Below are 12,872 nucleotides of genomic sequence, written 5' to 3' on the forward strand. Positions count from 1 at the left end.
CGGGCTGCGCATGCCCCGCCCCATTCCATTGCGCCTGGTCACCCCGCCCGCCCACGCGGCCTGTCCGGCGCCGCCGCATCGCTACACGCAGCTGCGCCGCAGTGCGCTGTGGCTGCTGTTCGCCGGGTTCTACCTGCTGCCATGGCTGCGCTGGCAGGGCCGCCAGGCGCTGCTGCTGGATCTGCCGGCGCGGCGCTTCGACGTGTTCGGCTGGACCCTGTGGCCGCACGACGTCGGCTGGCTGCTGCTGGCCCTGGGCGTCGCCGCCGCGGCCCTGGCGGTGTTCACCACCCTGGCCGGGCGCCTGTGGTGCGGCTTCGCCTGTCCGCAGACGGTGTGGAGCCATGCCTTCGCCTGGATCGAACGCCGCTTCGCCGACTGGCCGCCCGCAGCGCGGCACCTGGTGTGGGCGACCGTGGCGCTGTGGACCGGGGTCAGCTTCGTCGGCTACTTCGTGCCGATCGCCGACCTGGTCGCGCGCCTGCATCCGTTCGCCTGGAGCGGCTGGGAGACGTTCTGGGTGCTGTTCTACGCGCTGGCCACCTGGGGCAATGCCGGCTTCCTGCGCAGCCAGGCCTGCCGCTACCTGTGCCCGTACGCGCGCCTGCAACCGCTGCTGTGCGACCGCGACACGCCACTGATCGGCTACGACGCGATGCGCGGCGAACCGCGTGGCGTCCGCGACGGCGGCCACGGCAGCATCGCCCAGCGCGGGCGGCGCCTGCTCGACCCGGTCACCGCCCGCGACTACGCCTTGCGCGCCAGCATCGCCCAGCTCGCCGGCCAGGGCGGCAGCCGCGGCGAGGCGCTGGCCGCGTATGCCGGCACCCTGCCCAAGTTCAGCGCCGAGCAACTCGGCGACTGCGTGGCCTGCGACGCCTGCGTGCAGGCCTGCCCGGCCGGCATCGATCCGCGCAACGGCGCGCACTATGCATGCACTGCATGCGGCGCCTGCGTCGACGCCTGCGACCGCAGCATGGATCGCCACGGGTTCGCCCGCGGCCTGCTGCGCCGGGCCGGCGCCAATGCCATCGACCGCCAGCCGCGGCGCTGGTGGCGGCGGCCGCGCTTGCTGGGCGGTACCGCGACCTTGCTGGTGGCGTTGCTGGCGTGGTGGTGGCTGGCGGCGTGAGCCGGGCCGCGGCGACGGTGGCGACTCCTTGGGCGCGGCGGAACCGCCTGCCGCCCGCCTGGGCCAGCAAGGGACATTTTTTTGCAACGAAGGGCTAGCGCAGCCCCCGGCAGGCGTGTAGAATGCGCGGCTCCCAAGCGGGAATAGCTCAGTTGGTAGAGCGCAACCTTGCCAAGGTTGAGGTCGCGAGTTCGAGTCTCGTTTCCCGCTCCAAATTGCGTCACTTGCCTCCTGCGATGCGAGTGAGCCACTGAAAAAAGGAGCTTCGGCTCCTTTTTTCGTTTCCGCGATCCGCGGATTCGGCAGCAGCGCTGCCCGGATCAGCGCCGCTCCGGCAATCCGCCGCGGAGCGAACCCTCACTTCAGCGGATTCTCCGGCTCCTTGCCCCGCAACGCCTTGTCTTGCCGGCAGGTCGTCAAGGGCTGCACTGTGGCGGACACGATCGTGGTCACCTCCCGGGCGTCGTCACGTGTGCGCACCTTCAGACAGGCGCAGCCATAGCCGGCACTGCCGGTCCCGGTCGCCACCCAGCGCGCGCGGGGAAACGTCGGCCACGTGCCGTCGGCCTGATGTCCGCCCTGCTGGCCGACCGTCCATTCGCCGTCCCTGTCCACGAGCGTGGCGTTGCCTGGCGAGGGATTGTCGAACCAGCCGCAACGTGTCACGGTCTCCGCCGGCGGCGCGGCCTGCGCGACAGCGCACAGGCTGAGCGCGGCGACCACAGCCGCACCGCACATGCTTGCGAAACGCACAACCGGCTGCGATGGCGTCATGACATCAGGATCGCATGGCGAGGCCGGCATCATCGCAAAGTGGCGTTCGCCGGCGTCGCCGAGAGACCGCGACAGGCGTCGGAGCACCGCGCCGGCGCCGCGCATCAGCGCCCCTGCTCCTGGTAATCGGTCAGGTAGTGCTCCGGGTTACTCTGCGCCGACAGGTCCGCGTCGTAGCGCACCCAAGACGGCTTCGGCGTACCCGGCAGGTACAGTTCGCCGGCAGCGTCGCTGACGATCAGCAGCACGTAGGGGCGCCCGTCCAGTTGCACGGTATAGCGGGTGTCCTTGTCGGTGGCGCGGGTGCTGGCGAGCAGGATCTTGCCATCGAGGGCGCTGTCCGCATCGATGACCTGGATCAACGCCTGCTGGCGCTCGCGCGGCCCGTAGCGCAGCGTGGACACCTTGACGCCATCGGCCGAGGCGTAGGCCTTGACCTGCTTGGCCACCTCCGGCCGCGCCGGCTCCGCATGCGCGGCAACCGTGGCGCCGGCGAGCGGCAGGGCGCACAGCAGAAGGGCGAAAGTGTGGTGACGCAAACGGGACAGCAGGTGCATTGGCCGGGTCCTTGGTGGGAAACTAGAGGGATGAGCGGGCCGATCGCCTCGGCCCGTGCTGGAATAGACGAAGCAGACCGCCGCTTCCCCCATGGCAGCGGCTCAAGGAGAAGCGCGTGACAGGACGCACCCTGCTTTGCCGCTGCGGCGGTTGCCTGGCATTACCGACGCCGCCTCGTGCAGCGACGCGCCGGCCCCGTCGTCTGCGCCGCGCCGGCCGTGCGCGGCGCGCCTGCAGGGAACGACGCGATGCGCAATGAACTGGACCGCTGGTTCGCCCAGCACATCCTCATTCACGAGTCGGCGCTGGTCGCCTACCTGATGCGGTGCTGGCCGCATCCGCAGGAAATCCACGATCTGCGCCAGGAGGTCTACACCCGGGTCTACGAAGCGGCGCGGCGCGCCTTGCCGGACACGCCGCAGGCCTTCCTGTTTGCCACCGCGCGCAACCTGATGGCCGACCGGGTGCGGCGCAGCCGCATCGTCTCCATCGAGGCGGTGGGGAATCCGGACGACTTGAACGTCTTGATAGAAGAACGCTCGCCGGAACGCTGGCTCGGCGGCCGCCAGGTGCTGGCGCGGCTGGCCCACGCGCTGGACCGGCTGCCGGACCGCTGCCGCGAGGTGCTCTGGCTGCGCCGGGTGGAGGAACTTTCGCAGAAGGAGGTGGCGGTGCGCCTGGGGATCAGCGAGAAGACCGTCGAAAAACACATGGCCAAGGGCGTGCGCCTGCTCGCCGATCATTTCCATGGCGCGGTGGTGACCGCCGCGCCGATGCCCGTGGTGGTGCAGGAACCGCAAGATGGAAAGCTGGGCGATTGAAGCGCTGGCCGCGCAGTGTCTGACGCGGCGCGAGAGCGGCAACTGGAGCGAGGCGGATCAGGCCGAACTCGACGCATGGCTGGAGGCGTCCACCGCGCACCGGGTGGCGTTCCTGCGCCTGGACGTGGCCTGGAACGAAGCTGCGCGCCTGCGCGCGCTGGGCGCCGGCATTCCCGCCGGGCAACCGGCGCCGCGCGGCTTGAGCACCGGTCTGGCGGTGACGGCGGGGCCGTCGATCCCGCCGCCGCTGCAGGTGCCGACCGTCGCGCGCTCGGCCCGCACGCACCGGCGCGCCGTGCCCCGCCGCCGTGGCTGGCTGCTGGCCGCGCTCGGCACCGCGGCCAGCGTTGCCGTTGCCGCCGGCCTGTACCTGGGGCTGGCGCCCGCGGCACCGACGGCCCAGGCCTACCGCACCGAGATCGGCGAACTGCGCACCGTCGCCCTCGCCGATGGCTCGCAGGCGACGCTGAGCAGCGACAGCCTGCTCGAGGCCAGCATCGGGCCGCAGGCGCGCCGGGTGGTGCTGCAGCGAGGCGAGGCGTTCTTCGCGGTGCGCAAGGATCCGGCGCGGCCGTTCGTGGTGCAGAGCGGCACACGCCGCGTGGTCGCGGTCGGCACCCGCTTCGACGTGCGCCAGGACCGCGACGCGCTGCGCGTGGTGGTGACCGAGGGCCTGGTGCGCATGGAGGATCCCGGCGTCGCGGACCGAACCCAGGCCGTGCTGCTGCCGGCCGGCAGCATCGCCACGGCCGGCGCGCAGGGCACACGCGTTCATCGTGCCAGCATCGCCGAGGCGGAGCGGCAACTGGACTGGCGCCAGGGCTACCTGAGTTTCGACGACGTGACGCTGCCGCAGGCGGTGGCCGAGATCAACCGCTTCAACCGGCGGCCGCTGGTGCTGGCCGATCCGGCGCTGCAGGCGCTGCGGATCAGCGGCAGCATCCGCTGGAACGATCTGGAGGGCTTCGCGCGACTGCTGGAACGCGAGTATCCGGTGCGCATGGAATCGCATGCGGAAGCGGTGATCCTGCACAGGCGTTAGCCGTCGCGGCCGCGTCATGCCGCGGCGCGCGCCCTTCCCCGTTCCGTCGCGCCACCAGGAGATGCATATGTCGCAGCGGTCGATCCAGCGGAGACGGACGTGGGGCGTGCTGCTCGCCACGGCCGCCGGCTCGGCGATCGCGCAGCCGGGCGGCTTCGACATCCCGGCCGGGCCATTGGCACCGGCGCTGAACACGCTGGCGCGGCAGGCGGGCCTGCAACTGCTGTATCGGCCCGATCTGGTCCGCGACCTGTCCACCCCCGGCGTGCACGACATCGCCGATCCGCTGCGGGCGCTGGACGCACTGCTGCAGGGCACCGGCCTGCAGGCGCAGCGCGAGGGCAGCGACATCGTGCTGCGACGCCAGGCCGCGGTCGTTGCCCCGGCGGTTGCAGCGGCGCCCGCGAAGACGCCGCCCGTCGCTGCGGCGCCGGCGCAACTGGCCACCCTGCACGTCACCGGCTCGCGGATCCCGCGCGCACAACTGGAAGGGCCGGCGCCGGTGACAGTGATCGACGCCGAGCAGATCCGCGCCAATGGCTTCCGCCGCCTGCCGGACGTGCTGCGCGCGCTGACCCAGAACGGTGGCGAGACCCAGAGCCAGCAATCGGCCAGCGGCGCCGACTACACGCCCGGTGCCGAACAGGTGAGCCTGCGCGGACTGGGGCCGAACCATACCCTGGTGCTGATCAACGGCCGCCGCGTGGCCGACTTCCCGCTGCCGTACAACGGCCGCAGCAACTTCGTCGACGTGGCCAGCATGCCGCTGGCCATGGTCGAGCGCATCGAGGTGCTGAGCGGCAGCGCCTCGGCGATCTACGGCTCCGACGCGATCGCCGGGGTGATCAACATCCTGCTCAAGCGCGACGCCGACGGCACCACGCTGGACGCGCGCGTCGGCCAGAGCAGCCGCGGCGATGCGCGCACGCTGCAGGCCAGCCTCACGCACGGTTTTACCGGCCAGGCGCTGTCCGGCCTGGTCAGCATCGAGGCGAATCTGCAGCAGCCGCTGTGGGCCTACCAACGCGACCGCCAGGATTCCAGCAGCGACGCCCCCACCGCGCGCGCGGCCGCGCCGCGGCGTGCGTTCCTGCGCACCGATGCCGACGACCGCTACCTCGACCCGGGCGCCGCGGCCTGCGCAGGGCTGGCGTCGCTCAACGGGCACGACACCGGCTACAGCGCGCGCGACGGCGCCGGTGCCGGCGGCCTGCCCGGCTACTACTGCGGCAGTCCGCACGCCATCGCCTACGGCACCGTGCTGCACCGTCGGCGCAGCCTCGATGCCTATGCCACGCTGCACCGCACGATGGGCACGCGTGCCGAGTGGTTCGCCGACGTGCAGGTGGGCCTGCAGGACATCGCCCTGATGCGCGGCGTCCAGACCTGGGCCTACATGCGCCCGGACGGCAACGAGGAAGGCTATTTCTACAATCGGCATACCGCGCAGGTGGAGTACTGGTACCGGCAGTTCGCGCCGGAGGAAATGGGCGGCCTGGCGGTCGGCATGGTCCACAACCGGCAGCAGCGCCTCAGCATAGCCACCGGCGTCGAGGGCGAGCTCGGCACCGGCGGTTGGTCGTACGAGGCGGTGCTGAGCCACGCCCAGGCGCGCCTGCGCACCACCTGGCCGCAGATCGTCGCCGCGCGCGCCAATGCCTGGTTCCTCGGCGAGCAGGTCGGCGTGGACCCGCGCTCGGGCTATCCGAGCTTCGACGCCGATCCGGCGCGGCTGTACACCGCCCTGACGCCCGCCGAGTACGCCGCGATCGCCGCGCGCACCACCTACCGCCCGCAAACGCGGGTCGATGCGGCCACACTGACGCTGCGCCAGCCTGCGCTGTTCGGCCTGCGCGGCGGCGATGCCGGCCTCGCGCTCACTGCCGAAGTCGGTGAGCAGGCCTACGCCCTGCACCCCGATCCGCTGGCGACCCGGTCCTACTACTACAGCTGGCGCGATGCCGACGGCGCCGGCCAACGCCGGCGCTGGGCGTTGGCCGCGGAACTGCGCCTGCCGCTGCTGGAACCGCTGACCGTGGACAGCGCGGTGCGCTACGACCGCTACGCCTATGCCGGCCGGCAGATCGGCCGCTTCACCTGGAGCACCGGCCTGGAGTGGCGGCCCAGCGACCGCCTGCTGCTGCGCGCCTCGCAGGGCCTGGGGTTCCGCGCACCCGACCTGCACTACCTGTACGCCGGCGAGGGCATCGACGAAAGCCAGGGCACCGACTACGTCCGTTGCGCCCGCGAAGATGCCGCCGTGGCCGCAGCCGATTGCCGCTTCGACAACGAGCCGCTGCTGCGCCGGCGCGCCGGCAATCTGGAGCTGAAACCGGAAACCAGCCGCGCCTGGACCGCCGGACTGGTCTGGTCGCCGCTGCAGGGGCTGGACCTGAGCGTGGATTACTTCGCCATCGATCTGCGCGACCAGGTCGAGGATCTGTCCGCCGACCGCGCACTGCGCGACGAAGCCGACTGCCGCCTCGGCCGCCGCCCGCTCGCCTCGCCCGCCTGCCAGCAGAGCGTCTCGCGGGTCGTCCGCACCGCAGACGGACGGCTCTACGCCGTGGCCTTGGGTCCGATGAATCTGGCCCGCACCACCACCAGCGGCGTCGATGCGCTGCTGCATGGGCAACGCGAAACCCGCTTCGGCACGTTCGACGCATCGCTCGCCTACACCTGGGTCCGCGAATACCGCACCCAGCTCTACGCCGGCGAACCGATGCAGGACGCATTCGCGGTGAACAGCCGGGTCGACATGCCGCGCACCAAGGCCAGCGCCAGCCTGACCTGGTCGCGCCAGGCCTGGTCGGCGACCCTGCATGCGCAGCGGCTGGGGCGCCTGCCCAGCTGGGCCTCCTCCACCGGCACCTACGACCCGAGCAGCGGGCTGCCGGCATGGATCGGCGCCAGCTACCGCGTCAATGCCAGCGTGGAATGCCAGCTGGATGCGCGCAGCACGCTGTCCCTGGGCGCCACCAATCTGTTCGACGCGATGCCGCCGCGCGACCGCAGCGCCGTCGTGTACCCGTTCTACGACCTGTCCTGGTTCGATACCGTCGGCCGCCAGCTGTTCATGCAGTACAACCGACGCTTCGGGGCGGCGGCGCCCTAGGGCGTGTCGCCCAGGTACGGTACGCGCAGTCCGTCTCGCGCCCGATCGGCTCCGAGCACGGTAGGGAAAGCCGCCACTGGCTCGTCTATCTACCGCAACGTCCCCCGCGGGAGACGCTGCCGCGCGCTGGTGCCGGTTCCCGCACCGCCCTGTTCCGGAGCACCCGCTGCATGCAGACCCTGATCCAACGCGGCATGGCCGCCCTTCACCAGGACGACTTCGCCGGCCTGTACACGCTGTGGTCCGGCACGAGCGCGCTCGATCATCTGCAGGAGGCCGACCTTGCGCTGCTGATGCAGCGCTGCGACGCACGGATCCAGGCCGCGCCGGGCGACGCCGGACCGTGGTGGGTGAAGTGCCTGATCTACCTGGACCGCAGCGCGCACTTCAACAGCAACCGCGAGCAGGCGCTGCGCACTGTCGCCGACTGGGCCGGGCGCGCGATCGGCCTGGCGCCGGACAAGGCCGAGGCGCACCGGTTGCTCGGCAGCGCGCACTACTGGCTGGACGAACACGCCGCCGCGATCGGCGCCTACCGCAATGCGCAGGCGCTGCAACCGCAGGTGGACCTGCAGGTCCGCCTGTTCGAGATGGAATCGCTGCCGGCCGGGCAGTCGCCGCAACTGCTGCAACTGGACTTCCGCGACGGCAACGCCTGCCACTACTACGGTGCCGGTGTGTCCATCGGCAAATGGAAGCGCGCGGGGCTGGATCCGGCCGACGCCGGCTACGTCGACGCCGTGCAGTTCGCGCTCTACGAACACTGCACCACGCTGTTCCGGCAGGGCCTGGAACTGGGCGACGCGGCCACCTGCAACACCGACACCCACACCTTCGCGATGTGCTGCAACAACCTCGGCATCCTGTACATGGACCGCGGCCTGTACGCGCAGGCGCGGGCCATCCTCGAGGAGGGCCTGCGCCACAGCCAGTTCCAGTTCCTGTACCAGAACCTGCGCGAGGCCTATCGTCATCAGGGCATGCGCGCCGAGGCGGCGGACCTGGCGCTGACCCTGATGATGGACTACGAACTGGACACGCCGCTGTTCCTGGATTGCGCGCAGGCGGCCTGCAGCCATCTCAACCGCGTCGGCCGCCATGCCGACGTGCTGGAGATCGCCGAGGCGGCGCAGGAAGCGTTCGAGGCGCTGCCCGACGATGCCCAGGCCGATCCGGAACTGCTGCGGATGTACGCGCTGGTGCAGGCGCACCACCGGCTCACCGCGGCGCGGGCGCTGGGCCGGCTGCAGCCGCAGCAGGTCGACACCGCCCTGTCGCGGGCGGCGGCGGAGGCGAATCCGCACGACCTGGACACGCTGTTCGTGCACGCCAGCGCGCTCGGCGAGGCGCGCGAATATCCGGCCGCGGTCGACGCCTACACCACGCTGATCGCCCAGGCCGCACAGCAGCAGGACGCGCAGGCGCTCAAGCGCGCGCGGCACGGGCGCGGCTACCTGCTGCTGTACTATCTGCCGGACGCCAAGGCCGCGCTGCAGGACTTCCTCGCCGTGCAGCGCGACGGCACGGACGACTTCTACACGCACTATTACCAGGCCAACTGCCATTACGTGCTCAAGGACTACCGCAGCGCATTGCCGGCCTGCGACGCGGCACGCGCCCTGCTCGACGACGCGATGTTGCAGGCGGACCCCGGCTCGGCGGCGCAGCTGTACATGATGGAGGCCAATTGCCACATGAACCTCGGCGCCTACCCCGCATCGCTCGCCGCCTTCGAGCGCTCGCTGGCATTGCACGAGCGTGCGGACGTGCGCGAGAGCTACGAGCTGGCCCGGCAACTGGCGGCCAAGCCGAAGAAGCGCCTGTTCGGGCTGTTCTCATGATGGCCAGCGCATGAGCCGCGCTGCGCACATTGCCTGCCCGACGGTGCCGTTGCCGCACCGCGGCCGCGTGCGGCCGTGCGTGGCCTGACCCGGCCGTCGTGTCGCTGTGCCGCGCGCTCCTCGGGCTGAGTCTGCTGCTTGGCGGCTGCGCGGCATCGGCACCGGCGCCACTGGAACAACAGGTCTACGTCTGGCAACGGCAATGGAGCGGCGCGCATGCGATGGCGCTGGCCCAGACCCGCGCGGACTTCGCGGCGCTGCGCGTGCTGGCGTTGCAGGCGCATCCGCGCGCCGGCTGGGGCCGCGCCGCGGTGGATCTGCGGCAGCTCGCCGCCGATGGCCGCCCGGTGATCGCCGTGGTGCGGCTGGACGGGCAGTTGCCGGCACTGGACGCGACGCGCATCGACACCGAGATACTGCAGGTGGTGCGCCGCTGGCGCACCGCCGGCGTGGCGCTGCGCGGGGTGGAGATCGACCACGATTGCGCCACCGCACGCCTGCCCGCCTATGCGGCACTGCTGCGGCAACTGCGCGGCGCGTTGCCGGCCGAGCTGACGCTGAGCATCACCGCCCTGCCCGCCTGGCTGGAGAGCCCGGCGCTGACGCCGCTGCTGCGCACGGTCGACAGTTCGGTGCTGCAGGTGCATGCGGTCAATGCGCCCGCCACCGGCCTGTTCGATCCGGTGCAGGCGCGGCGCTGGGCCGACCGCTACGCCCAGCGCAGCGCCACGCCATTCTGGCTGGCCCTGCCGGCCTACGGCGTGGCGCTGGTCGACAGCGCCGATGCCAACGTTGCCCCGCTGGTCGAGAGTGAAGCGCCGCTGGCGGCACGCGGCACACGCCACGAACTGCGGGTGTCGCCGCAGCAGCTCGTCGCGTTCGTCGCTGCGCTGCGCGACCGCCGTCCGCCGCACCTGGCCGGGCTGGTCTGGTTCCGCCTGCCGCTGCCGGGCGACCGCCGCGCCTGGCCGCTGGCGACGCTGCAGGCCGTGGTGCACGGGCGCCCCTTGCAAGCGGCGGTGCAGGTCCAGGCCAGCGGCACCGGCCCGGTCTACGATCTGACCTTGACCAACCATGGCAACACCGTGGCCGCGCCGCCGCAGCACGTGGTCCTGCACGGCAGCGCCTGCGAAGCCGGCGACGCGCTCGGCGATTACCGCCTGCAATTGCCGGCACAGGCGCCCCGTTTCGACCGCACCACCACATCCCCGCCCCTGGCCGCCGGAGAACGCCGCGCGCTCGGCTGGGTCCGCTGCCGCACCCTGCACCCAGGTGCCATCGATGTCCTGCCGTGATTCCCGACCCGCGGCCGCGCTCGCCGCCGCGCTGACGCTATCCCTGCTGCCGCTGGGCGGCGCCCGCGCCTGCGGCCCGGATTTCCCGTACCGCCTGCTCGACGACCGCGCCGGCGCCCTGGCGCAGTTGCCGGACGGCAGCTTCGCCCGCGAGGTGCAGCGCCTGGGTGCGCCGATCGACGGCCTCGGACGCGCCAGCGCAGCGACCTTGCCGCGCTACTGGGACGCCGGCGCGCAATTCCCGCAGCAGCGCAGCGACGTCGAACGCACGCAACTGAGCGCTGCGCAGTTCGCCCGGATCGAACAGCTCCGCGCGCTGGACGATGCGCGCCGAGTGGAGCGCGAAGGTGCCGACCTGCCGCCGGAACTGCGCCTGTACACCGCCGGCGCGGTGGCGTTCGCGCAGGGCCAGTATCCTTCGGCGGCGGACTACTTCCGCCAGGTGCTGGCGCTGCCCGAAGCGCAGCGCCGCGCGCGCAGCACCTGGGCCGCCTACTCGCTGGGGCGCAGCCTGGCGCTGGGCGCCGAGCGCGCGCTGCCTGGCGATGCCGCCGCGCAGCGGCAGGCGGACCGAGAGCAGGCGCAGCAGGCCTTCCAGCAGACTCGGACGTTGCGCCTGGCCGGGTTCGACGATCCGCTGGAGCTGGGCATCGCCAGCCTCGGCGAGGAGGCGCGCCTGCTGCTGGCCGCCGGCGACTGGAACGGCGCGATCGGCCTGTATGCAGTGCAGGCCGCGCAGGGCTCGGCCACCGGCATGAGCTCGCTGCAGCAGGTGGCCGCCGATCTCGCCCGCCGCAGCGATGCGGCACTGGCACCGCTGCTGCGACAGCAGGCGGTGCGCCGGCTGCTGATCGCCAAGCTGCTCAGCGACACCACCGCCTTCGATCCCGAGACCGGCAGCGCGCTGTCCTCGGCACGCTTCCTGCGCCTGCTGCAGGACGTGCAACGCGATCCGGTGGAAGACGCCGACCGGCTGGCGGCACTGGCCTACCGCCAGGGCGATTATCCCGGCACCGCGCGCCTGCTCGCGCATGCCGGCGACAGTGGCCTGGCGTGGTGGCTGCGCGCCAAGATGGCGCTGCGCGACGGCGACGCCGCGCGCGCGGCACAGGCCTACGCGCAAGCATCGCGGCGCTTCCCGCCGAACGAGGACTGGGGCACACGCCGTGCCGCCGGCTGGAGCAACGAGACGGTCAAACCGCAGTGCCGCATCGACGGCGAAGCGGCGATCCTGGCATTGCAACGCGGCAGCTACGTGGAGGCGTTCGCGCAGCTGTACCGCAGCGGCGACCTCTACTGGGAAGACGCCGCCGCGGTCGCCGAGCGCGTGCTCACCGTGCAGGAACTGCAGGATTACGTGGATCGCCACGTCCCCGCCGCACCGCCGGCCGCCGCGGACGCGACAACGAATGACTGGGAACGGACGCCGCCGCTGAAACTGCGCGAACTGCTGGCGCGCCGGCTGATGCGCACGGGCCATTACGACGACGCGCTGCCCTATTTCGCCCAGCCCGAGTTGCGCGAGGCGGCACGCCGCTATCGCGATGCGCGGCGGCAGGCGGCCTCGGCCTGGACCGGCATCGGCCGCGCCGAGGGCCACTACCAGGCCGCGCTGATCGCACGCCGCCACGGCATGGAATTGCTGGGCTACGAGCTGGGGCCGGACAACCGGGTCTATGCCGGCAACTATGCCGACACCACACCGCACGCGCGGTTGCGCCCCGGCGGCCTGGTCGCCGCCGCCGAAGCGCAGCGCTGGGACGCCACCGCCGCGCAACCCTACCGCCGTTACCACTACCGCTGGATCGCCGCCGCCCTGGCCGATCGCGCCGCGGACGACCTGCCGGCACGCAGCCAGGCCTACGCCGCGGTGCTGTGCCAGGCCACCGACTGGCTGATCACCCTTGACCCGGCACAGGCACGCCGTTCCTACCAGCGCTACGTCGCGCACGGCGCACTCAATCCGGTGCCCGGCAAGGCCTATGTGTTCGGCGTGGGCGCCTGCGAGACACCGGATTTCGACGGCGCGCGGCGGCGCCTGTGGAGCGATCGCGGCCAGGCCTTGCGCCAGTTCGTGCACGCGCACCGACTCGCCCTGGGCGCGACCGGGCTGGCGCTGCTGACCGCGGCGGGCTGGCTGCTGCGCCGGCGCATGCGACGCAAGGCGCGCACCGCCACAGCGTCGCCACCGCAGGACTGATCCATGGCGCGGGGCCGGACGCGGTCCGGCACGTGACCGCCCTCGCCTGCATCAACCGCGAAACCGTCAGGCGCGCTGCGCCGCTCTGACCAAT

9 protein-coding genes and 1 tRNA gene are annotated in these 12,872 nt (G+C 72.1%); 8 read left to right on the forward strand and 2 right to left on the reverse strand.

Annotation, left to right across the window (positions count from 1 at the left end; all coding sequences use genetic code 11):
• Positions 1–10: 10 nt before the first annotated feature.
• Both FHR56_RS06955 and FHR56_RS06960 read left to right on the forward strand, forming a co-directional pair.
• Positions 11–1,132, forward strand: coding sequence for a 4Fe-4S dicluster domain-containing protein (locus FHR56_RS06955; protein ID WP_237473287.1), 1,122 nt, complete (start codon positions 11–13; stop codon positions 1,130–1,132).
• A gap of 137 nt (positions 1,133–1,269) precedes the next feature.
• A tRNA-Gly gene (locus FHR56_RS06960) sits at positions 1,270–1,345 on the forward strand.
• A 144-nt stretch (positions 1,346–1,489) separates the two neighbouring features.
• On the opposite strand, the gene FHR56_RS06965 is transcribed toward FHR56_RS06960, so the two are convergent.
• Complete coding sequence (locus tag FHR56_RS06965; RefSeq protein ID WP_237473285.1) at positions 1,490–2,011, reverse strand: DUF4087 domain-containing protein; 522 nt, start codon at positions 2,009–2,011, stop codon at positions 1,490–1,492.
• Positions 2,011–2,463, reverse strand: coding sequence for a hypothetical protein (locus FHR56_RS06970; protein WP_237473277.1), 453 nt, complete (start codon positions 2,461–2,463; stop codon positions 2,011–2,013). Before FHR56_RS06970 ends, FHR56_RS06965 begins: the two co-directional genes overlap by 1 nt.
• A 249-nt stretch (positions 2,464–2,712) precedes the next feature.
• Here FHR56_RS06970 and FHR56_RS06975 point away from each other — a divergent pair, with 249 nt between their 5' ends.
• From FHR56_RS06975 to FHR56_RS07000, 6 genes are all read left to right on the forward strand, one after another.
• On the forward strand, positions 2,713–3,285 hold the full coding sequence (locus tag FHR56_RS06975) for a sigma-70 family RNA polymerase sigma factor (RefSeq protein WP_160947406.1): 573 nt from the start codon (positions 2,713–2,715) through the stop codon (positions 3,283–3,285).
• Positions 3,266–4,327, forward strand: a complete 1,062-nt coding sequence (locus FHR56_RS06980) for a FecR domain-containing protein (RefSeq protein ID WP_160947405.1) — start codon at positions 3,266–3,268, stop codon at positions 4,325–4,327. The genes FHR56_RS06975 and FHR56_RS06980 overlap by 20 nt, the downstream gene beginning before the upstream one ends.
• 67 nt (positions 4,328–4,394) lie before the next feature.
• On the forward strand, positions 4,395–7,442 hold the full coding sequence (locus FHR56_RS06985) for a TonB-dependent receptor (RefSeq protein WP_160947404.1): 3,048 nt from the start codon (positions 4,395–4,397) through the stop codon (positions 7,440–7,442).
• Positions 7,443–7,612: 170 nt separating this feature from the next.
• A complete protein-coding gene (locus FHR56_RS06990; RefSeq protein WP_160947403.1) occupies positions 7,613–9,283 on the forward strand; it encodes a hypothetical protein in 1,671 nt (556 codons plus the stop codon).
• A 98-nt stretch (positions 9,284–9,381) separates the two neighbouring features.
• The gene (locus FHR56_RS06995) at positions 9,382–10,578 is read left to right on the forward strand and encodes a DUF3142 domain-containing protein (protein WP_184502449.1); all 1,197 of its coding nucleotides are present in this window, start codon (positions 9,382–9,384) and stop codon (positions 10,576–10,578) included.
• Positions 10,565–12,778, forward strand: coding sequence for a hypothetical protein (locus FHR56_RS07000; protein ID WP_160947401.1), 2,214 nt, complete (start codon positions 10,565–10,567; stop codon positions 12,776–12,778). Before FHR56_RS06995 ends, FHR56_RS07000 begins: the two co-directional genes overlap by 14 nt.
• Positions 12,779–12,872: the final 94 nt, after the last annotated feature.

Origin of the sequence: Xanthomonas sp. F10, from assembly GCF_014206815.1 — a bacterium.
In the GTDB taxonomy this organism is placed as follows: Bacteria; Pseudomonadota; Gammaproteobacteria; order Xanthomonadales; family Xanthomonadaceae; genus Xanthomonas_A; species Xanthomonas_A indica.